General features: G+C 29.1%; 22 protein-coding genes and 1 other annotated feature. Of the genes, 1 reads left to right on the forward strand and 21 read right to left on the reverse strand.

The features are described 5' to 3' along the window. Position 1 precedes the first annotated feature (1 nt). Entirely contained in the window at positions 2 to 448 is a 447-nt protein-coding gene (locus C7U54_RS05360; protein WP_107029553.1) for a DUF523 domain-containing protein, read from the reverse strand. Continuing rightward, complete coding sequence (locus C7U54_RS05365) at positions 445 to 1,086, reverse strand: HAD family hydrolase (protein WP_107029554.1); 642 nt, start codon at positions 1,084 to 1,086, stop codon at positions 445 to 447. The genes C7U54_RS05360 and C7U54_RS05365 overlap by 4 nt, the downstream gene beginning before the upstream one ends. Positions 1,087 to 1,180: 94 nt before the next feature. Here C7U54_RS05365 and C7U54_RS05370 point away from each other — a divergent pair, with 94 nt between their 5' ends. Then, a complete protein-coding gene (locus tag C7U54_RS05370; protein ID WP_022001785.1) occupies positions 1,181 to 1,372 on the forward strand; it encodes a hypothetical protein in 192 nt (63 codons plus the stop codon). Positions 1,373 to 1,384: 12 nt separating this feature from the next. Here the strand turns inward: C7U54_RS05370 and C7U54_RS05375 are convergent, their stop codons facing one another. The 19 genes from C7U54_RS05375 to C7U54_RS05465 form a co-directional block, all read right to left on the reverse strand. Next, entirely contained in the window at positions 1,385 to 2,134 is a 750-nt protein-coding gene (locus C7U54_RS05375; protein WP_107029555.1) for a DeoR/GlpR family DNA-binding transcription regulator, read from the reverse strand. A gap of 1 nt (position 2,135) precedes the next feature. Beyond that, a complete protein-coding gene (locus tag C7U54_RS05380) occupies positions 2,136 to 2,921 on the reverse strand; it encodes a Cof-type HAD-IIB family hydrolase (protein ID WP_107029556.1) in 786 nt (261 codons plus the stop codon). 109 nt (positions 2,922 to 3,030) lie between these two features. Then, complete coding sequence (locus C7U54_RS05385; protein ID WP_107029557.1) at positions 3,031 to 5,181, reverse strand: EamA family transporter; 2,151 nt, start codon at positions 5,179 to 5,181, stop codon at positions 3,031 to 3,033. Between the two features lie 112 nt (positions 5,182 to 5,293). Further along, a complete protein-coding gene (gene ileS / locus C7U54_RS05390; RefSeq protein WP_107029610.1) occupies positions 5,294 to 8,032 on the reverse strand; it encodes an isoleucine--tRNA ligase in 2,739 nt (912 codons plus the stop codon). 39 nt (positions 8,033 to 8,071) lie between these two features. Beyond that, positions 8,072 to 8,270 (reverse strand) — a binding site (T-box leader). Then, positions 8,242 to 8,685 carry a DivIVA domain-containing protein gene (locus C7U54_RS05395; RefSeq protein WP_022001791.1) on the reverse strand — a complete coding sequence of 148 codons (444 nt, stop codon included), beginning with the start codon at positions 8,683 to 8,685 and terminating at the stop codon, positions 8,242 to 8,244. It overlaps the preceding feature by 29 nt. A 9-nt stretch (positions 8,686 to 8,694) precedes the next feature. After that, on the reverse strand, positions 8,695 to 9,453 hold the full coding sequence (locus C7U54_RS05400; protein ID WP_107029558.1) for a YlmH family RNA-binding protein: 759 nt from the start codon (positions 9,451 to 9,453) through the stop codon (positions 8,695 to 8,697). Positions 9,454 to 9,482: 29 nt separating this feature from the next. Then, positions 9,483 to 9,923 (reverse strand): cell division protein SepF, encoded by a 441-nt coding sequence (locus C7U54_RS05405; RefSeq protein ID WP_022001793.1) that lies wholly within the window; start codon positions 9,921 to 9,923, stop codon positions 9,483 to 9,485. Between the two features lie 78 nt (positions 9,924 to 10,001). Beyond that, on the reverse strand, positions 10,002 to 10,244 hold the full coding sequence (locus C7U54_RS05410) for a PRC-barrel domain-containing protein (RefSeq protein ID WP_022001794.1): 243 nt from the start codon (positions 10,242 to 10,244) through the stop codon (positions 10,002 to 10,004). Between the two features lie 24 nt (positions 10,245 to 10,268). Next, positions 10,269 to 11,039 (reverse strand): sigma-70 family RNA polymerase sigma factor, encoded by a 771-nt coding sequence (locus C7U54_RS05415; RefSeq protein WP_233544733.1) that lies wholly within the window; start codon positions 11,037 to 11,039, stop codon positions 10,269 to 10,271. Positions 11,040 to 11,082: 43 nt separating this feature from the next. Further along, on the reverse strand, positions 11,083 to 11,778 hold the full coding sequence (locus C7U54_RS05420; RefSeq protein ID WP_022001796.1) for a sigma-70 family RNA polymerase sigma factor: 696 nt from the start codon (positions 11,776 to 11,778) through the stop codon (positions 11,083 to 11,085). Then, positions 11,778 to 12,155, reverse strand: a complete 378-nt coding sequence (locus C7U54_RS15510; protein WP_230308165.1) for a sigma-E processing peptidase SpoIIGA — start codon at positions 12,153 to 12,155, stop codon at positions 11,778 to 11,780. The genes C7U54_RS05420 and C7U54_RS15510 overlap by 1 nt, the downstream gene beginning before the upstream one ends. A gap of 463 nt (positions 12,156 to 12,618) precedes the next feature. Continuing rightward, positions 12,619 to 13,392: a pyrroline-5-carboxylate reductase gene (gene proC, locus C7U54_RS05430; protein ID WP_107029559.1), complete on the reverse strand. Its 774-nt coding sequence runs from the start codon at positions 13,390 to 13,392 to the stop codon at positions 12,619 to 12,621. A gap of 49 nt (positions 13,393 to 13,441) precedes the next feature. After that, entirely contained in the window at positions 13,442 to 14,524 is a 1,083-nt protein-coding gene (gene ftsZ / locus C7U54_RS05435) for a cell division protein FtsZ (RefSeq protein WP_022001799.1), read from the reverse strand. Between the two features lie 19 nt (positions 14,525 to 14,543). Next, on the reverse strand, positions 14,544 to 15,806 hold the full coding sequence (locus C7U54_RS05440) for a cell division FtsA domain-containing protein (RefSeq protein WP_107029560.1): 1,263 nt from the start codon (positions 15,804 to 15,806) through the stop codon (positions 14,544 to 14,546). Between the two features lie 97 nt (positions 15,807 to 15,903). Continuing rightward, positions 15,904 to 16,656 (reverse strand): cell division protein FtsQ/DivIB, encoded by a 753-nt coding sequence (locus tag C7U54_RS05445; RefSeq protein WP_107029561.1) that lies wholly within the window; start codon positions 16,654 to 16,656, stop codon positions 15,904 to 15,906. Between the two features lies 1 nt (position 16,657). Then, positions 16,658 to 17,572, reverse strand: a complete 915-nt coding sequence (gene murB, locus C7U54_RS05450) for a UDP-N-acetylmuramate dehydrogenase (protein WP_022001802.1) — start codon at positions 17,570 to 17,572, stop codon at positions 16,658 to 16,660. 2 nt (positions 17,573 to 17,574) lie between these two features. Further along, positions 17,575 to 18,651 carry an undecaprenyldiphospho-muramoylpentapeptide beta-N-acetylglucosaminyltransferase gene (gene murG, locus C7U54_RS05455; protein WP_022001803.1) on the reverse strand — a complete coding sequence of 359 codons (1,077 nt, stop codon included), beginning with the start codon at positions 18,649 to 18,651 and terminating at the stop codon, positions 17,575 to 17,577. Between the two features lie 124 nt (positions 18,652 to 18,775). Beyond that, positions 18,776 to 20,083, reverse strand: a complete 1,308-nt coding sequence (locus C7U54_RS05460) for a HAMP domain-containing sensor histidine kinase (protein ID WP_107029562.1) — start codon at positions 20,081 to 20,083, stop codon at positions 18,776 to 18,778. Continuing rightward, positions 20,083 to 20,736: a response regulator transcription factor gene (locus C7U54_RS05465; RefSeq protein ID WP_022001805.1), complete on the reverse strand. Its 654-nt coding sequence runs from the start codon at positions 20,734 to 20,736 to the stop codon at positions 20,083 to 20,085. The genes C7U54_RS05460 and C7U54_RS05465 overlap by 1 nt, the downstream gene beginning before the upstream one ends. Positions 20,737 to 20,776 lie beyond the last annotated feature (40 nt).

The raw sequence follows: 20,776 nt of genomic DNA on the forward strand, positions 1-20,776 counted from the left end.
TTTACTTTCCTCCATTTATTAATTTTAAAACCTCTGTTACTTCATTTTCACTATAAACTGCAATTCCTTTTTCTTTTAACATCTGTACAAAAATACCATCACCTTCAACAAGTTGATGTGAAAATGTTCCATCATAAATATGATTTTTTCCACAGCTTGGACTTTTAGCTTTTAAAACAGCTATTTTAATATTTTTTTCTAAACATTTATCTAAAGCAATTTTAGCACCTTGTGTATATTCTTTTGTACGATCAATTCCTTTTTGATCAATCACTTTTTCCCCAGTAACTTCACAAGATGTTCTAGGAATTGGTAAACCACCTAAGACTTCTGGACAAAGTGGTAACGCTAAACCTTGATCATAAAGTTCCTTTATTTCCTTACAAAGATTATTCTTTCCAGCATATGTACAATTTTCACCAATTAAACATCTCGATACTGCAATCATTTTAGAATGTCCTTAATATCACTTGGTTTAGAAACAGTATAAGTTGCTCCAGCTTGAACAAGTTCTTCTTTTCCTCTAAAGCCCCATTCACACCCTACAGATTTAATTTTAGCATTGATGGCTGTTTCAATATCTACATTACTATCACCAATCATCAATGTTTCATTTTTATTACTTTCCATTAACTGCATAGCTAGTTGTACTAAACAAGGATGTGGTTTTTTTGGTTGATAAACCGTATTTCCGAAAACATACATAAATTTATTAGGAAATAAATGATTTACAATTGTTACTGCATTTACTTTTGGTTTATTCGTTACAACTGCTAATTTATACCCTTGATGATAAAGTTCATCAATTAATTCTTTCATTCCTTTATAAGGTTTTGTATGTTTTAAACAATTTTCTTTATAAATTTCATCAAAACGTGCACGATATTTTCTCACATCTTTTTTATATTTTTCAGGTAAAGCACGCTCTATTAATTTATCAACACCATTTCCTACAAATTGTTTATATGTATCTAAATCATAGGTAGGAAAATGATTTTCTTCCATTAATATATTTGTAGATAAAGCTAAATCTTCTATTGAATCTACAAGTGTTCCATCTAAATCAAAAATCAACGTATTATACATAGACTTCCCCTTTCACTTTATCTAGATTATAGCACAACTTCTATTTATTGTTTATTAGTTTTTGTTATGTTAGAATAGTTCTTGAGGTGAAATTATGAAACAACAAAAAGATGTTTTCATGACATTATTAACAGGTTTAGGAGCAGCATTAGGAATCATTACATATTTTTTATGTACATTCCTTTTCCATAAATATGAAACAATTGGTGCTTTATCTATCTTTGGTTTAGCCATGATTTTCAGAGTAATTGGTTATTTTTTTGATAAAATGCTTGCTAAAAAGTAGATTCATGCGAATCTACTTTTCTTTTGTATATATTATTTGACATTCTGCTTTTTCTATCTTTTCTCGATAAGTATCAGGTAACCAATCAACAACAAGAACATCAATATCTTGAAAAGCTAAAGCTTTATAAGAACTTTTTTTATTAAATTTACTATGATCTACAACTAAGCAAACTTTTTGACTTCGACTTGCTACCTTTTTTTTAATCATAGCATCTTCAAATTCTTCAACATAAATACCATCTTCCATCACAGCTGCTGCTGCTACATAAGCTAAATCAAAATAAATTTGATCAATCATATTCAACGTTTGACTTCCATACATATAACGATTCTTTTTAAAGTAAGTTCCACCAATCATCTGACATAAACAATGATTCGATAATATTTCAATATTATCTAAAGAATGAGTATAAGCTTCTATATTACCTTCTACATATTGACATAAAGCAGCCACCGTTGTTGAAGTATCAAAAAAGATTACTTTATTGTTTTCACTCAAAGAAACAGCTATTTTTCCAATTTCATTTTTTATCTCTTCATTTTCTTGTTTTCTTGTTTGATAACTTCCAATTTGATGTACATCATTTAATGTAATACCACCATGTGTTCTAACTGCCAAATTTTCATTTACAAGACGAACAATATCTCTTCTTGCTGTATCTCTAGAAATATGAAATTGATCCATAATTTCTTGATTGGTCATTGTCTTTTTAGCTTTTAATATTTCTAATATTTTATAAATTCTTTCTTCTTGATACACCTTATTCACCTACTAAATTATCTAATGCATAAACGATTCCATCTTCATCATTAGAAAGCGTATATGTTGGAATACTTTCTAAAACACCTTGCGCTCCATTAGCCATCGCAAATCCTTTTCCTGTTAAAAGAAGCATATCTAAATCATTATAGTTATCTCCAAAAGAAACTGTTTGATGAAGACCTATTTTCATTTTATCACATAAAAATTGAATCGCACTGGATTTTGATACCGATTCATCCATAATTTCTAAATAAGTATCTTTTGATTTATAAATCTTTAAACCACTAAATTTTTCTTTTAAGCTCATTTCTAAACGATCAACAATTCCTGCTTCAGCAATCACTAATAATTTATGAACCTTTTTAACTCCATTTAAATCCAATTTTTCAGGTTTCAACCCTGTAATAATGCTTTCCTCTTCAATTCCTTCATCTATTTCATCGACCATCCAATGATTCTCAACATAAAAACTAACAGGAATTTGATAATAATATTTAATATATTTATAAAGTCTTTTCGCCATTTCTACTGAAAATCCTTTTGAATAGATTACTTTTTGATTTTCATCTAAAATCAAACCTCCACTATAACTTACCATTGGTGCCTTTATTTGTAATTCATCTAAAAAATAATGCATTCCTTTAGGCATTCTCGCTGAAACAAGAACAAAAGGAATATTTTGTATAGCTAACTGTTGTACTTTCTTTTTTGTTTTTTCACTTATTTGATGTTTTGAATTCAATAATGTTCCATCAATATCACTAAATACGCATTTATAAGTCATATCACTCACCTCTTGCTTATATTATACGTATATATAAGTATATGTCAATACATTTACTTATATATACGTATAATAATTAAGCATATATAAGTAAAAAAAGTAGGTTTACCTACTTTTTACGATTTCTTTGTTGACATCTTTTTTTACGTCTTTGTTTAATCATGATTTTTCTTACTAATAATAAAACCACAAGAATGATGACAACTGCCATTACACATGGTAAAACAACATTCTTCATTTTTCTCATAAAAACAACAGAACCACTTTCATCTACTGCTTGTGTTGTATTAAGTGAAATTGTTTCTAATTTTGTATCTCGATAGTAAACATCCATTGTTCCTGCTTTTTGATCTTTTTTAACAGGAGCTGTTAAATCTTTTAAATGATATTTATATTTTATATCAGATGGATTGTAATTATTTGGTAAAACAGCTTCGATATCTTTTTCTGTGATGACATCAACTTTATTTGTTTGACCATTTTTTATTTTAACAGAATTCATTTTTGTATCTTTTTTAATAATATTCGCAACTGAATAATGATCTTTTACATAATTACCTAAAGCAAGGGTATCATTTACGGTACAATGATTATAGCCATCACTATTTTTAGAAAAGCCAACAACACAAACATAATGATGATCATTGATATTCAATAAACTTGATAAAGTACTTTGAGCTTTGCTTGTATAACCACTTTTGCATCCTTCAATCATTGATGTATCAATATGGTCTCTTTTACTTTTATAAATAACTTTTTTGACCCATTGATGTTGACCATCACTTGACGTATATTGATATCTATCAAAGACTTCAACAAATTTTTTATTCTTTAAAGCATATTGGGTAATTTTAGCCATATCATATGCCGTTGTATAATGATCATCATCATGAATTCCTGTTGTATTTACAAAATGAGAATCTTTTAATCCTAATTTTTTTACCAGTTGATTCATCTTTTCAACGAACTTTTCTTGACTACCACACGTATTATTAGCTAGAGCACGACAAGCATCTGCACCTGAAGGTAACATTGCTCCCATCAACATATCTCTATAAGTGACAACTTCTCCGACAGTAAAGTCTGCAGAAGTAGCTCCTGTTTCCCAAACTGTATCGATATCACTTTGCGTAATCGTAGCTGTTTTATCTAGATCATCTAACATTTCAATAGCAACAATACATGTTAAAATTTTTGTAATACTTGCTGGATACATTTTATCATGGGCATTTTTATTGTATAAAACTTGTCCGGTATCTTTATCGATGACAATTCCATATTGTCCTACAATATTGACTTCTTCCCCTTCAGCGAAAACTGGTACGAATGATGTAAAAATCATCATCAATGATAAAGTTATTGTAAATAATTTTTTAATCATTGTTTTCCTCCCCCTATGTAAAAAAGATAACTTTGTTTCTGATATCAAAACCGAAATAAAAATAATCATAAATCCTAATCCAATTTGAAGTGTCATTATTTCTTGTCCAAATAATATGGAAAAGAAAACTCCAAAAACAGATTCTAAGCTTAATAATAATGCTGCTATATTTTCATTAACAAATTTTTGTCCCACATTTTGAAATAAATAACATAATGTAGTGGCAAAGAATGCCAAATATAAGATTTGAAGATAAATACTTGAATCAATATGGAAAACAACTGAAATATCTTCAAATAAAGAGGCTGCTATAAATGAAAAAATAGAAGCAAATGCAAATTGTAAGGCAGTAATAATAATTGGAGATGTCTTTTTCATTGCTTTTTCACACACAATAATATGAACAGCATATAAAAAACCACCAATCAAAGTATAAAGATCACCTAAATTCACCTTTAAGGAACTATCTAAAGAAACAAAACCAACTCCAATAAAACAAAGGATAGCCGCAAATATTTGTGCTTTATCGGGTTTCTTTTTAAAATAAAGCCAACTTAATAAAGGAACAATCGTACAATAAACGGCTGTTAAAAAAGCATTTTTACCAGGTGTTGTCAATTGCAAACCAAATGTTTGAATTGAAAAAGCACTAAATAAGGCTAGACCTGCTAAAAAACCACCTAATAGATCTTGTTTTTTGATTTTTTTTATTTTATTAAAAAATAAAATAGAAATGAAAATTGTACTTAACACAAAACGTATACATAATAGCGTAAATGGAGAAATAAAATCCACAGCATTTTTCATCACAATAAAAGAACTTCCCCAAATAAGAGCAGACATTAATAGCATACATTTACCTAATATTTCTTTTTTCATATACTCCCTCACCTACAATCTCGTAAATAATAACACAGTTCGCTTTATTTTTCATTACAAAATTGTTTTTTAAAAAGAAAAGGATGTATCTTTCGATACATCCTGTTATCTGCTATTCAGCTACACGATGAGCTACACTTGCACAACGTGAACATAATTCACCATTCATTTCATCTTCATCGAAATAGTTCCAACATCTTGGACATTGTACACCGTCGAATTTTTCAACTTTAATGTAGCTAGTTTCATATTCTTCTAAAGTTGTATCATCAACTAATTCAACTTTAGCCACAATAAATAATTGTTTTAAATCATCTTTTAAGTTAGCGATATCTTTATATTCATCTTTTAAAGATAATGTTACTTTTGTTTCCATGTTCGATTTAATTAATTTTTCATTTCTTAAACCTTCCATAGATTTTAAAACATCTTTTCTTACTTCCATAAATTTAGAGAAATAAGCTAAAACTTCTTCTTCATTTTCAATATCAAATAATTCATATTTTGGTTCTAAGAAGATAGATTCTGCTTTATTTTCATCACAATGGAAATGATCATGTAATTCTTCAGCAGTAAATACAAGTACTGTTGATAATAATTTCATCATTGTTTTAGCATGATGATATAAAACAGTTTGAACTTGTCTTCTACGTGGAGAATTTGCATCTTCAATGTATAAGATATCTTTTGTGAAATCCATATAGAATGAACTTAAAGTATTTGTAAAGTAATTTAAGATTTCTTGGTTAGCTGTTGCAAAGTCATAATTTGCATAAGCTTCATCATAAGCTTTCATTAATTCATTTAATTTAGCTAACATATATTGATCAACACCAGGTAAATCTTTGATTTCTACTAAATCACTTGCTTTGAAGTCATTTAAGTTACCTAAAACGAATCTCATGGTATTACGGATTTTACGATATCCTTCAGCCACTTGTTTCATGATTTCATTAGAAATACGAACATCTTGTTGATAAGCAACAGAAGTAGCCCATAATCTTACGATATCAGCACCATATTGGTTAACAAGTTTAATAGGATCTACTGTATTTCCTAATGACTTAGACATTTTATTTCCTTTACCATCTAATACGAAACCATGTGATAAGACAGTTTTATAAGGAGCTTTACCATGAGCAGCAACACCGATAATTAATGATGAGTTGAACCATCCACGATATTGGTCACTACCTTCAAAATAAAGATCTACTGGATAATTAAATCCTCTTTCTACCATCACACCTGTATGTGAACTTCCTGAGTCAAACCATACATCCATGATATCTTTTTCTTTTTTGAAGATACCATTTGGTGAATGTTCATTTGTATATCCTTCAGGTAATAAATCTTTTTCATCTCTTTCAAACCAAACATTTGAACCATGTTCTCTAAATAATTCAGAAATATGATCAAATACTTCTTGTTCAATAATTGGAGTCCCATCTTCACAATAGAAAATAGGAATTGGTACACCCCAAGTACGTTGACGTGAAATACACCAGTCTCCACGATCTCTAATCATGTTATAGATTCTGATGTGTCCCCATTCATTTAACCAGTTAACATTATCAATTTCACTTAATAATTTATCTCTGATTTTATCTAATGAACAGAACCATTGATCAGTTGCTCTAAAGATAATAGGTTTTTTAGTACGCCAATCATGTGGGTAACTGTGTGTGATGAATTCAAGTTTTAATAAAGCTCCAATTTCATCTAATTTCATAGTTACTGTTTTATTGGCGTCATCAACATATTGACCAGCTAACCATTCACCACAATCTTCCATCATACAACCATGTTCATCAACGTTACAATAAGCTGGTAAGTTATATTTTTGACCTACAAAGAAGTCGTCTGCCCCAAATCCAGGTGCAGTATGAACGCATCCAGTACCAGAGTCAGATGTTACATGATCTCCTAAGATAACTAATGATTCTCTATCATATAATGGATGTTGACATGTGATGTATTCTAATTCAGATCCTTTATAATGATTAACAACTTTGTAATCTGTGATTTCAAATTTAGCCATTAATTCATCAACTAAAGTATCTAAGACAATTAATTTTCCTTTTTCAGTTTCTACTAATGCATAGTTATAAGAAGCATTTAAGCAGATTGCTAAGTTAGCAGGAATTGTCCAAGGAGTAGTTGTCCAAATAACGAAATTAACATCGTTATCTAAGACTCCTTTACCATCTTTAACTTGGAATTTAACAAAAATTGTTGGTGATTTGATATCATGATATTCAACTTCAGCTTCAGCTAAAGCAGATTCACTTGATGGTGACCAGTAAACTGGTTTTAATCCTTTGAAAATTAATCCATCCATTGCCATTTTAGCAAAAACTTCAATTTGTCTTGCTTCAAATTCATGTTGTAATGTTAAATATGGATGTTTATAATCCGCAAATGTTCCCATACGGATCAATTGTTCCATTTGTTTATTTACTTGTTCATGTGCATAAGCATCACATTTTTCTCTAAACTTAGCTGTAGGCATTTCTTTACGATTAACACCTAATTTTTGAATAGCATTTTCAATCGGTAAACCATGAGTATCCCATCCAGGAATATATGGTGTATAGAAACCATTCATATTTTTATAACGGCAAATAACGTCTTTGATGACTTTGTTTAACATATGCCCCATGTGCATATTTCCATTAGCATACGGAGGACCATCATGGAAGACAAAGCTGTCTTTTCCTTCGTTTTGTTGGATAACTTTGTTATACATGTCGTTTTCTTGCCAACGTTCTACATACTTAGGTTCTTTTTTTGGTAAGTTTCCACGCATTTCAAAGTCAGTTTTTGGCATTAATAATGTGTCTTTGTAATTCATTTTTTCTTTCCTCTCTTTAAAAATAAAAAAACACATCATCCTAAGGACGATGTGATCGCGGTACCACCTTAATTCGTATTTTCATACGCTCTTGAAATCTTAACGCGATTAACGTCACCTTCTACTTAATTCAAAGGGCTACTCCAGAGTGATACATTATAATCTTTGTTACTGATTTACACCAACCATCAGCTCTCTTAAAACTCTAATTATAAACTGTCTCCTTCATCGTATTTATCTTCATTAATTAAATTATAAACTTCTGACTGGTCAATAGACTCAAGGATATCTTTTGACATTTTTTCGACCGAAGCTCTAAATTTAACAGCTTGCGCCTTAAAGTCGCTCATCTCACCCGACAACGAACGAACATACTCTAGCGATTCGCTCAGTATCATATTAGCATTCTTTTTCGCTTTGTCAATAAGTTCGCTTGCTTCTTTTAATGCAAGACGTGCAATTTCTTCATTTGTTTGTTCTTGGATGTTTACACGATGCTGTAATAATGATTTTTGATGTTCTAATTGTTGATAATCTTCTTGTAATTTTTTAATTTGATCATTCAACTGTTTTATTTCATTATCTTTTTCATTGATCAATTCATCAACTTGTGACTTATTATAACCAAATACTTGTTTTTTCAATAACATCATGTTCACTCCCTACTTATAAAAATACCCTTCAACCACATAATTATCAGAGCGTGTTTGTTTATTACAATCAACAAACATCACTCTACCATGTTTTTTGAATGATATTATGTCTTTATTATTACATAAATAATTTATTTGTTCAACCGGTTTATGATTAACTTTTACATGACCAGCACGAATAAATTCTGCTGCTTTTTGTCTTGAAATTTTATAAAAAGAAGAAATGATCTTATCTAATCGAAATGAAGATACAATAAATGATTTTACTAAATAATCATTTTTTACTTCTATTTCTTCATCCCATTCAACAAACTTTACTTTACTTCTTTTAATCATTGATAAATGATCTTTTAAATATTCATAAATATGTCGATCAACAGCTAAATAAAAATCTTTGTCTTTTTCAACAATATCTCCAAATAACTCTCTTTTAATTCCTAAAGACATTAAAGCACCTAAAATATCTCGATGTGTTAATTTTTCAAAATTTTTTGCATAAATAATCTTACAAACAACGATTTCAAAATCTTCCTTTTCTATTTCATAAAAATAAGGAGCAATAATTATTCTTTGACTTTCACTATGAATAAAACCACCATTTTCTAAAACTTGAACTTCATCTTGATGCCCAATAACACTTTTAACAATTGATTGATGATACGGATCTAAAAATTGCGTTAAAATAAGTCTTTGTTTATATTGTACTTGATCCAAATAATCAAGTACCTTTTTTACAAAGACTTCTTCCCCTTTAAAATGTTCAAACATAACTTAAAAAAGTATGGAAACCATACTTTTTAATCTTCTTGTTCATCTTCATCTAGATCAATTGTTCCTGCAACAGAAATATTACGAGGTGTACATAAGAAAATTTTGGGTCCTATTCTTTGAATGTCACCTTCAATAGCGTAAATAACACCACTTAAGAAATCAACAACACGTTTAGCTTGATCTTTTTGTAAACGATGTAAATTAACAACTGTTGCTTTTTTTGTTTTTAAATAATTTGCAATATCTTGAGTTTCTCCAAATGAACGTGGTTCAAATAAAACTAAATGACTATCTTTATTCATATTTAATGATTTCACAGCTTCGCTTGTTTTAGAAAGTTTTGCTTGTTCAAATAAGCTTGTTTTAGGTACAGTATCAACCTCTACAGCATCATAATCTTCAGCAATATCTTCTCCATCCCCATCTTCATCGAAAAACCATTTTTTTACTTTTTCACCGTAACCCATGAAGTCATCCTCCTTTTATTTCCTCAATATTATACCATACATTTATTGATTATCAAAGGTATCAACAAGGAAATCTAGCTAAACCTGTTCAATATTCACTAAAATCACATCGCCTTTTAAAGAAATCACACATTCAATCGGAATAACTAAGACAGGAGGCTCTTTAAAAAAACAAAAAAAATGAAAAAAATTCATTTTTTCGACAATTAAAGCACGTATACATTTTTGACACCAATCTAATTCAATATCCGCAATATACCCTATTTTTTTACCATCATAAACATTAATCACATCTTTTGATTGTAATGATACAAATCTCATACGATCACCCCTATAAAATATGCTTTAGACTAATTTTTTATGTAATTTTTCTAAAGCTTTTTTTTCAATTCGAGAAATTTGCGCTTGTGATACAAAAAGCTCATCTGCTATTTCACATTGCGAATAACCCTGATAGTATCTTTCTTGAATTACTTTCTTTTCTCTTTGATTTAAACAATCAAAGGCATTTTTTAAATCAAGGTGATCATGATAATGTTTCAATGTTTCTGGATCAAGTGAGACAATATCTGATAATGATAATTCATTTTGATTATCATTTCCTACAACATCTTGGAAAGAAGCAATGCTTTGAGTAGATTGCATTGCTTCTATAATATTTTGTTTTTCAATATTTAAATTTTGTGATAATTCTTGAATCGTTGGTTCTCTTTGATATTGATTTAAATATTTTTCCTTTTCTTTTAAAATAGCATAAGCTAAATCCTTGATTGGTCTAGAAATCTTAACTTGTGTATTATCTCTTAAATAACGTTTCATTTCACCAATGATCAAAGGAACTGCATACGTTGAAAACTGTAATTGATAATTGGTATCAAAATGATCGACTGCTTTTATTAGACCAACGATGCCTACTTGAAACAGATCTTCATAATGATTTGATTTTTGGTAAAATCTTTTCATTAAAGATAACACTAATTTTGTATTAGAAAGAATAATCATTTCTTTACTTTTTTGATCATGATTCTTTTGATAATTTTGAATCAATGTATATAATTCTTCTTTAGAAAGAGTTTTTTGAATAGGGATAGTGCTCATAAAACTTTCTTTTTCCACAATAATCACCAAAATTAGTGTGGCTTTTTTTGATAAAAATATACTATTTCACTTCATCATAATTTAATTGACTTCTTAATTTTTTTATAATCTTTTTTTCTAATCTAGAAATATAAGATTGTGAAATACCTAATAAATCAGCAACATCCTTTTGTGTCAATTCATCATTATTAGATAAACCATATCTTAAAATCAATATTTCTTTTTCTCTTTCATTCAATTCTTTTAAAGCTTCATAAAAAATTTTCTTTTGATCACTTTTCAACATCTCTTGTTCAACAAGATCATCATCTGTTCCTACGATATCTCCTAATAATAACTCATTACCATCATAATCAATATTTAAAGGTTCATCTAAAGAAATCTCATAACGAATCTTATTATTTTTTCTTAAGTACATAAGTATTTCATTTTCAATACACCTTGAAGCATACGTCGCAAGTTTAATATTTTTATCTGCCTTAAAAGTATTGATTGCTTTTACTAAACCAATTGTGCCAATACTAATTAAATCTTCCAAAGGACAATTGGCGCTATTGTCATATCTTTTAGCAACATAAACAACCAATCTTAAATTATGTTCAATCAATAAATCTCTTGCTTTTTGATCCCCAGAAACTGCTTTTTCAATTATTTCCTTTTCTTGTTGACCTTTTAAAGGAGGCGGTAAAATATCATGTCTTCCTATATAATAAAGATACTGTTTTGTATTTAAAAACTGTCTAATCATTTGCCACATCAAATAATCCCTCCCATCAATTCTTTATTTAATAAACAATCATAATCTAATTCATCCAATACACCTATATAAACATTTCTTAAAGATTGCTTATTTACTAAAACTTGGTCAACTAAAATAATATCTATTTTTCTTTTTTTTAAGCCATCAATAATCAATGTATCTAATTGTTGATAAGTATCAATTTTACTTTTTTTAATAAAAATAAGTGGATAACCTAGATAGTTTGCATGATTACCACTATCTAAAAACCCTGAAAGATGATAAATCTTATTATTAAAAATAAGTGTTACATCATATAGATCATCTTTTTGTTTTATTTTTCTTTTTGTATAAATTAAATAAATTGTTTCAATGATTAAAAAAACACATATCATAACAACAATAACTATATCTTTATAATTTATGGGAGTAATCAAGATTCCGTTGTATATAAATGATTCTTTTATTAGGGTATTGATAAAGAATAGTATTGAAAAATAAACAATTAAAAAAACTGGAAAATATAAGAAAAATTGTTTTTTAAAAATAAATAAAAAAAGGACAATCCAGTATAAAAAACTTATATATGGTAAATAGTCTATATAAATGAGAACAATCGATATATTACTTAAAAAACTCAAGAAAAGGATTTTCAAAAATGACCAATTAATATTAAGCAATAATGAAATCATTTCATAAGTCATGATAAATAAAATACCATTCATACAATAAGTTAATTCAACATAGACCTCCATCTTGCTTACCCCTTTATCATCATATATGATGACAAGTAAAAAAGATGTCAAAAAAGATTGGACATTTAAAAAAGTATGGACAAAAATCCATACTTTCTACACATTATTTTTTTGAACGATCGATTGCTTCCATCACAGCGTTTCTAAAATTATTTTCTTCTAAAGCCTTAACACCTTGAATCGTAATACCACCTGGAGAACAAACTTGATCTTTTAAAATACCTGGATGTAATTGCGTCTCTTTAACCATTTTTGCACTTCCTAAAACAGTTTGGCTGGCAAGCTTATAAGCCAAATCACGAGGCAAACCATTTAAAACTGCACCATCTGCTAAAGCTTCAATAAACATATAAACAAAAGCTGGTCCACAACCACTTAAAGCACCACCGGCAACCATTTGATAATTTTCAATAAGATAAACCTCACCAATGCTTTCAAACATTGTTTGTACGTAATTTAATTCTTCAGCTGTTAAAGTATTGTCTTTTTCAAATAAAGTCGTTCCTTCTAATACCTTAGCTGGTGTGTTTGGCATAATTGTTAAGTGATGTGTTCCCGGTAATAATTCTTCATATTTATCATTTCCATAACCAGCAACAATTGAAACGATCACTTGTTGATCAATGACTGATTTTATTTTTGAAATGACACTTTCTACGACATTTGGTTTAACCCCCATCACCAAATAATCACAATTTTTAACAACGTCTTGTTCACTTGAACATACATGAATACCAAAATCTTGTTCAAACATCATCAGCTGTTGACTATTTATATCATATCCATATACCTCGCTACCATCAATAAAATCACTTTTAATAAGACCTTGGCAAATTGTCCCCGCCATATTTCCTAATCCTATAAATCCAATTTTCATTTAAATTTCCTCCTTTATAAAAATGAGCTAACATCGTTAGCTCATCTTATTAAATTCTTCTATTTTTGATAAATGCTGGTGGAAAACCATCATCATCATCTTCGTCATCATCATATGATTCAAAAGTTTGTGGTTCTTCACCTAAAGGTCTTGCTACTGAAGGTTGGACAGTTACTTCTTCCTTTTCTTCTTCGAATCCTGTTGCGATAACAGTAACAATAATTTCATCATCTAAGTTTTCATTAATAGCAATACCTAAATAAGTATTAATGTCATCTCCAACTTCTTGAGTAATTGTTTCAAGAGCAATATTAGCATCATATAATGAAATATTTGGTCCACCTGTAACGTTAATAATAGCGTCTTTAGCACCTGCTACGGAAACTTCTAATAAAGGTGAAGAAATTGCACGTTTTGCAGCTTCTTTTGCTTTATCATCTCCTGATGACATACCAATACCAATTAACGCATTTCCTCTATTTTTCATAACTGCACAGATATCTGCAAAGTCTAGGTTGATAAATGCAGGAACAGCAATTAAATCAGTAATTGTTTGAACACCTTGTCTTAATACATTATCAGCTTCTCTAAATGCTTCTTGCATTGGACGTCCACCAATTAGTTGTAATAAACGGTCATTTGAAACCACAATAATACTATCTACATTAGAACGTAATTCATCAATACCTTCGATTGCTTGTTTTTTACGTTTCATTCCTTCAAAAGTAAATGGTTTAGTAATAACACCTACTGTTAATGCTCCTAATTCACGAGCAATCTTAGCGAAAACAGGTGCTGCACCAGTACCAGTTCCACCACCCATACCAGCAGCAATGAAAACCATATCTGCACCTTCAAGGGCAGTTCTAATATCTCCTTCAGATTCTAAAGCAGCTTTCTTTCCTACTTCTGGATTACCTCCTGCTCCTAAACCTTTTGTTAAATCTTTTCCTAAAATAATTTTATTTTCTACAGGCGAACGACGTAATACTTGTACATCTGTATTTGCGACAAAGAATTCTACTCCTCTAACGCCTTCTTCAACCATGCGGTTAACAGCGTTGTTTCCTCCGCCACCAACACCGATTACTTTTATTTTTGCAACTTGTTCAAAATCTAATTCTTCGTTCATGATTTACCCTCTCTTTTATCTATTCTTCTTCACCAAAGAAAGTATCTAGTAATCTACTAAATCTTCCAGTTTTCTCTTTTGTATCTTTTACTTTCGTAAGTCCTTTAAATCTCACAGCCATTGTATTAGAAATATCCGGTAAAACAACAGATGTTTCATAAGGACCAAGATATTTAGCACGATCAGACATATAAAAAATCATTCCTACAGAAGAAACAAATGCCATATCTCTAATGCCAATAATATCTGGACGATAAACTCTCACTGGACCTTCTAAAACACGACCAGCAACTTTATCTAGTAGCTCAAGTTCTCCTCCGCCACCAACAATCAGTGTTTCATAATGTTGTCCATTATCGATAACACCCATTTTTTCTTTAATAACATTTAACATATCAACTGCAGCTTCTTCTAAAATACCCGCAAAATCTTTTTGTGTATAATCTTTACGACCATCTGGAAGCTCAGTTGTATGAATAGTATCCTCTTGTCCAACAGTATAATCCAAAGAACCATATTTGACTTTATATGTTTCAGCTTGATTCATAGAAATTTGTAAATGTTGAGCAATTGCTCTAGTCAAATTATAACCCCCAACTGAACATACTGTTAAATATTTTAAATATCCATCTTTGTAGAAAGATATTGTTGACGTTTTATATCCCATATCAATAATCAATGCACCTTCTTGAAGATAAACCACATCAAAAGCTTCCTTTGCACACGCAAAGGCATTGATACAAATATCCATAACTTCTAAACCTACCTTTTCAACGGCCATAATATATGGATATAAAATCTGTTTTTGTGAAGTAATGATCAATGTATCAATAATTAAATTTCTTGAAGCTTCTCCTATAGGAGGTACTTGACTAATTCCAAAATCACCATTAAAGCGAACTGGTATTACACAAACCACCTCTTCTTCATGAGATTTTTTGAATTTAGTAGAAAGTTTCAAACCTCTTACAATATCATCCTTAGAAATCTTATCATGATCACTAAGTGATACACTACTATTACTTTGATAAAGTTTAGAACGAATAGTAGGGATTGTAAGACCAACTGCTTTGATTTCTCCATCTAGAAAATCATTAGCTTCTTGAACAACTCCTTTGATATCATTTACTAATAAATTTTCATCTTCAATGATGCCTTTTTTTACACCATGACTAGGGACCTTTTTAGAAAAAAGAACATGTAAATTAGAATTGATAATTTCACCAACTAACAATTCAATTGAAGCACTACCTATATCCAATACTGCATAAACTTCATTCATGTCTATCTCCCCTTACTACATATATCATTATATTATCATAAAAGCCACGATATTTAAAGGTTTTAGTTTCAAACACGTAGCTTTTTTCATACACTATTTAATTGTATACATAGACATTTTTTCCTAAATAATCATAGTATTTATGATCAGGATAACTTTGAATAACCAAGTAATAATTTGTTGATGTAAGTTGTTTTTCCATGTCTTCAATACGTACATAAAAAACCTTACCATCATCAAGTTCCAACTTACATTTGGTTTGATCTTTTTCATCAGGTTCAAAGACAATACTAGAGATTTGATTTTGAACAACTGATGGTAATTTGACATATGCTTTCACAAATGATCGGAAATGTTCTTCGTCAAAATTCATCATTTGTGGACAACGTTGTACATAAGAAATCCATTTTTGTTGTTGATCTTGTTCAAAAATGCCATCTTGATCTGCAACATATAAAATATTATTAATATAGCCATATAAAGAAGCATTATTTTCTTTAATTCTTATCTTTATATTCCCTATCAAATCTTTCGTTACAGTTGCTTTTTCAACAAAGATCATTTTTTCAACCTCTGTTTCAACCTGTTTTTTATTTACTTTAAAAAAATAAGTTTTTTTTGATTTAACCGGTAATCGTTCAATAATCTCTTCAGCAGAAGTCAAATGACATCCTGAAACAGTTATTTTTTTTACTTTAGACATATCTCCAAAGAAAAAAATCACTAAAAATATCAAAAGCAAAACAATAAGCACAAAATTAATTCTTCTTTTTCTTTTTTTCTTTTTTAATTTATTTCTCATTGTTAACACTTGATTTTCATCATGTTCATTATATACATACGTTGTCATCTTAAGACTCCCAATTAATAAAACGTACTTCTGGTTTTAATAAAACACCATACTTTTCTTGAACTGTTTTTTGGACATAAAAAATCAAATCATGAATATCCTTAGCAGAAGCATAACCATTATTTACAATAAAGTTAGAATGTTTTGGAGAAACTTGTGCTCCACCAATTTCATAACCTCTAAGACCTGCATCATCAATATATTTCCATGCAGCCGCACCTTCTGGATTTCTAAAAACACTTCCTGCACTTGGTTTATTCCAAGGTTGCGTAGACATTCTTCTTTCTTTTCTTTTATCTAAAGTTTCATTAATTTCTTCAACACTTTTATTTTCCAAAACAAAAGTAGCTTCCAAGACAATCCATTTAGGATGGTCTTGAATGATGGAATGTCGATATGAAAAATCCATTTCATCTTTAGATAATTCAACCACTTTTAAATGTTCATCTAATACTTTTACTGATTTAACAACTTTACTTAAACATGATTTATAGGCCCCTGCATTCATAAAAATACCACCACCGATATTTCCAGGAATTCCTCCCATAAATTCAAAACCACTCAAACCAATTTTAGCACAATCATAAGCAAGTTTAATCATTGTAACACCACATTGGGCAGTTACTTCGCTCCCATTGACATGATATTGATTCATATCTTCAAGGGAAATAATAATTCCTTCAAAACTTTTATCTGAAAATAATAAATTTGAACCTCTTCCAATAACAAAAAGTTGAATACGATGCTTACGACAATACTTTATCACTTCAATCAACTCACCGACATTTTGAACTTTTATAAATAATTTTGCTGGCCCACCTACACGATAAGTTGTATGTTTATATAACGGTTCATCTTTAAGAACTTTTCCAACATCTAATTGTTTAAGTTCTTCATAATATTTTTCAAACTTCATCATTAGTCTCCTAACATCGAAATAATTTCTTGATACATGTCTTCAACTGCATTTGGCTTTCCTAACTTTTTAGCGTTTTCTGTTAAAATTTGAAGTGCAGTTTGATCATTAATAACACTATCAATTGTAGAAATCAATTTTTCTCCTGTTAAATCTTTTTCAAGAATCATTTTAGCAGCATGGTTATTTTCTAATTCACGTGCATTATATTCTTGATGATTTGCTGCTACATAAGGACTAGGAATCAAAATAGCTGGTACGCCTAAAGCTGTTAATTCAGCAAGGGTACTGGCTCCTGCACGTGAAACAATAAGATCTGTCGCATGCATTAAAGAAGGCATATCATCAACATAAGGGATGATTTTTACGTTTTCATTTTTATAATCTTTCATTGATTCATAATAAGGTTTCCCAGTAACATAAAGTACTTGATATTCTTTACCAACAAATTGATTCATCGATTCCTTCATCGTTTGATTAACTGTCTGTGATCCTAATGATCCCATAACAATCGTAACAACTTTTTTATTTCTATCTAAACCATATTTATCATAAATATCTTTAGGAACTTCATGGCTGACAACACTTGCACGAGGATTTCCAAGCAATAGTGTTTTTTCTTGAGGAAATTCTTCATACGCTTTTTGATAACAACAAATGATCTTATCTACTTTTTTTATAAGAATCTTATTTGTTAAACCAATAATTGAGTTTTGTTCATGAATCATCGTTTTAATTTTTAAACTTGCAGCAGCCTCTAAAGCTGAAGCACTTGGATATCCACCAAAACCAACAACAATATCAGGATTAAATTTTTTTATAACTTTTTTTGCTTTTCCAATAGATTTAACAAATAACAAAGCTGCATGAGCTTTCTTTAAAGGATTACCCGCTAATCCTTTAACATTTAAACCAACATAATCATATCCAAGTTGGGGAACAACTTGAGATTCCAAACGATCCTTTGTTCCAATAAATAAAAATTTTGAATTTGGATCTTGTTTTTTTATATATTCAACTAATGCAAGAGCAGGGTATAAATGTCCACCTGTTCCTCCAGCAGCAACAACAACTTTCATCTTTACTCACTCCTTAAAGTTTATTATACTCTTTTTCTCTATTTTTGAGAATTGATAACTCTAAAATAGTGCCACTCTTTATCAAAAAAAGCAACACTTTTTAAAAAAAAGATTAATCATTCGACTAATCTTTCTTTTGAATAATAAAACTTACACCATCAACTCTATTAACAGCTTCAACTTTATATCCATACATTGTTACTGTTTTATAAACAATAGATAATCCTAAACCAAATTGTCCTTTATGACCTATTTCATAAGGTTGAAATAAAGATTCAGGATTTGAATTATCTATAGGTTCACCATCATTAAATATTTCTAAATATTGATCTTTTAAAATAATTTTAATTTCATGGTGTACATAACGAGCAGCATTTTCTATAATATTTTCAATACAAATACGCCAATAATCATCTTTTCCTTTAAAAGATGAATCTTGTAAATCTGTAATAATTTCTATTTGTGAATGCATAGCTGTTAATTGGAAAACAATATGTTCAATCAATTCTTTCATTGAACATGTTTCATCTCCAATTTGTCCACTTATGTAATCTAATCGATTTAAATATAGTAAACTTTTTACTTTCTTTTCTAACCGATCTGTATTTTCTAAAATAACATCCACTGATGAATCTTTATCTCCATAAGGATAAATATCATCCTTAATACTTTGAGCATATGTTTGAATTAAAGCAATAGGTGTTTTTAAATCATGAGAAATGTTATGAATCATTTCTTCTTTAATTTCATTTTGTCGATCTATTTCTTCTTTCATTTCTATTAACGAAGAAGATAAAACACCTATCTCATCTTCTCTTTGAATATGCAATTCACTTTCTTTATCATTTTTTATATCATCTATATAATTTTTAATAAGTTTCAATGGTTTTATTAAAGATGAAACCCAAATAAACAAAGCAAGTCCAATAATTAAAAAAGCAACATAAAAGATATCAATAACTTGCTCCTTTAGATTATTAATCAATGTTTTAGAATAATCACTATAAACAAGTGAAATAATATAATTAGAATCATCCGCTTTTACAATTTGATAATATACTGTTTGGTCTTGCATTTTAACCTTTTCTTGTAATTTCTTTTTATTTTTCTTAACCATCTTATAAAGATCATTTTGAAAAACATAATCTAATATTTGATATTTCTTAGCAGAAATATTTTGCGCTGTTGTAAGCGTATCTTCATTAATGTTATAAGTAAAATGATAAATTTGTTTATCTGAACCTGCATAATCAGGAGAAAAATCATATGAGTAAAAATCATTTTGTGAGCGTGTCAAAACATCATACATTTCATTATCAATAACATGTGTTAAGTTGTTATCAATAATAGGCAATAGAATTGCTAAAACACCTATTGCAATAATTGAAAAAATAATAACAAGTTGTTTTTGTAAAGAATATTTCGTAAGCATTAGTCTAAACGATATCCAAATCCATAAATCGTACGAATATTAATTTCTGGCATTTTTTTACGTAATCTTCGAAGTGTATCATCAACGACACGATCACTACCAAAATAATTTTCGTCCCATACTTTTGATAAAACTTGTTCTCTTGAAATAGCTAATCCTTTGTTATTTAAAAAGTAAACAAGTAGATCATATTCTTTTGTTGTTAAAATGATTTCATTATTGTTATAGAAGACTCTTCTTTTTTCTAAATCAATATCATAACCATCTATTTGTATCTTAGATGGATTATCATAAGCACGTTTTAATAAATTATTAATTCTTAAAATAACTTCTTTAATATTAAATGGTTTTGTAATATAGTCATCTGAGCCTTTTTCTAAACCAATAATACGATCAAATTCTTGATCTCTAGCTGACATAAATATAATTGGCATTTTAGGCTTACTTGCCTTTATTTCATTAAACAATTCAAAACCACTTGCCTTATCTAACATAATATCTATAAGCCATAGATGTACATCATCATCTTTATGAAGTAAAGCTTCATCATACGTATAAAATGAGCAAACACTATAGCCTTCTTTTTCTAAATAAGTTCTTACCAAATCATTTAGATTTTTTTCATCATCTATAATATTAATTTTAAATAACATCTTCTTCACCTCATTTGTATCCTATTCTATTATGACCTAT

Source organism: Faecalibacillus intestinalis (genome assembly GCF_003024685.1).
GTDB classification, from domain to species: Bacteria; Bacillota_I; Bacilli_A; order Erysipelotrichales; family Coprobacillaceae; genus Faecalibacillus; species Faecalibacillus intestinalis.

Coding starts and splice junctions, on each gene's coding strand:
- murG (WP_022001803.1), bottom strand. CDS start 18,651: ATGAAAGTTGTTGTTGCTGCTGGAGGAACAGGTGGACATTTATACCCT.
- C7U54_RS05445 (WP_107029561.1), bottom strand. CDS start 16,656: ATGACAACGTATGTATATAATGAACATGATGAAAATCAAGTGTTAACA.
- C7U54_RS05365 (WP_107029554.1), bottom strand. CDS start 1,086: ATGTATAATACGTTGATTTTTGATTTAGATGGAACACTTGTAGATTCA.
- C7U54_RS05400 (WP_107029558.1), bottom strand. CDS start 9,453: ATGTTTGAACATTTTAAAGGGGAAGAAGTCTTTGTAAAAAAGGTACTT.
- ftsZ (WP_022001799.1), bottom strand. CDS start 14,524: ATGAACGAAGAATTAGATTTTGAACAAGTTGCAAAAATAAAAGTAATC.
- C7U54_RS15510 (WP_230308165.1), bottom strand. CDS start 12,155: ATGATATGTGTTTTTTTAATCATTGAAACAATTTATTTAATTTATACA.
- C7U54_RS05420 (WP_022001796.1), bottom strand. CDS start 11,778: ATGTGGCAAATGATTAGACAGTTTTTAAATACAAAACAGTATCTTTAT.
- C7U54_RS05405 (WP_022001793.1), bottom strand. CDS start 9,923: ATGGGTTACGGTGAAAAAGTAAAAAAATGGTTTTTCGATGAAGATGGG.
- proC (WP_107029559.1), bottom strand. CDS start 13,392: ATGAAAATTGGATTTATAGGATTAGGAAATATGGCGGGGACAATTTGC.
- C7U54_RS05440 (WP_107029560.1), bottom strand. CDS start 15,806: ATGAATGAAGTTTATGCAGTATTGGATATAGGTAGTGCTTCAATTGAA.
- C7U54_RS05465 (WP_022001805.1), bottom strand. CDS start 20,736: ATGTTATTTAAAATTAATATTATAGATGATGAAAAAAATCTAAATGAT.
- C7U54_RS05460 (WP_107029562.1), bottom strand. CDS start 20,083: ATGCTTACGAAATATTCTTTACAAAAACAACTTGTTATTATTTTTTCA.
- C7U54_RS05385 (WP_107029557.1), bottom strand. CDS start 5,181: ATGAAAAAAGAAATATTAGGTAAATGTATGCTATTAATGTCTGCTCTT.
- C7U54_RS05380 (WP_107029556.1), bottom strand. CDS start 2,921: ATGACTTATAAATGCGTATTTAGTGATATTGATGGAACATTATTGAAT.
- murB (WP_022001802.1), bottom strand. CDS start 17,572: ATGAAGTTTGAAAAATATTATGAAGAACTTAAACAATTAGATGTTGGA.
- C7U54_RS05410 (WP_022001794.1), bottom strand. CDS start 10,244: ATGAGATTTGTATCATTACAATCAAAAGATGTGATTAATGTTTATGAT.
- C7U54_RS05360 (WP_107029553.1), bottom strand. CDS start 448: ATGATTGCAGTATCGAGATGTTTAATTGGTGAAAATTGTACATATGCT.
- C7U54_RS05370 (WP_022001785.1), top strand. CDS start 1,181: ATGAAACAACAAAAAGATGTTTTCATGACATTATTAACAGGTTTAGGA.
- C7U54_RS05395 (WP_022001791.1), bottom strand. CDS start 8,685: ATGATGTTATTGAAAAAACAAGTATTTGGTTATAATAAGTCACAAGTT.
- ileS (WP_107029610.1), bottom strand. CDS start 8,032: ATGAATTACAAAGACACATTATTAATGCCAAAAACTGACTTTGAAATG.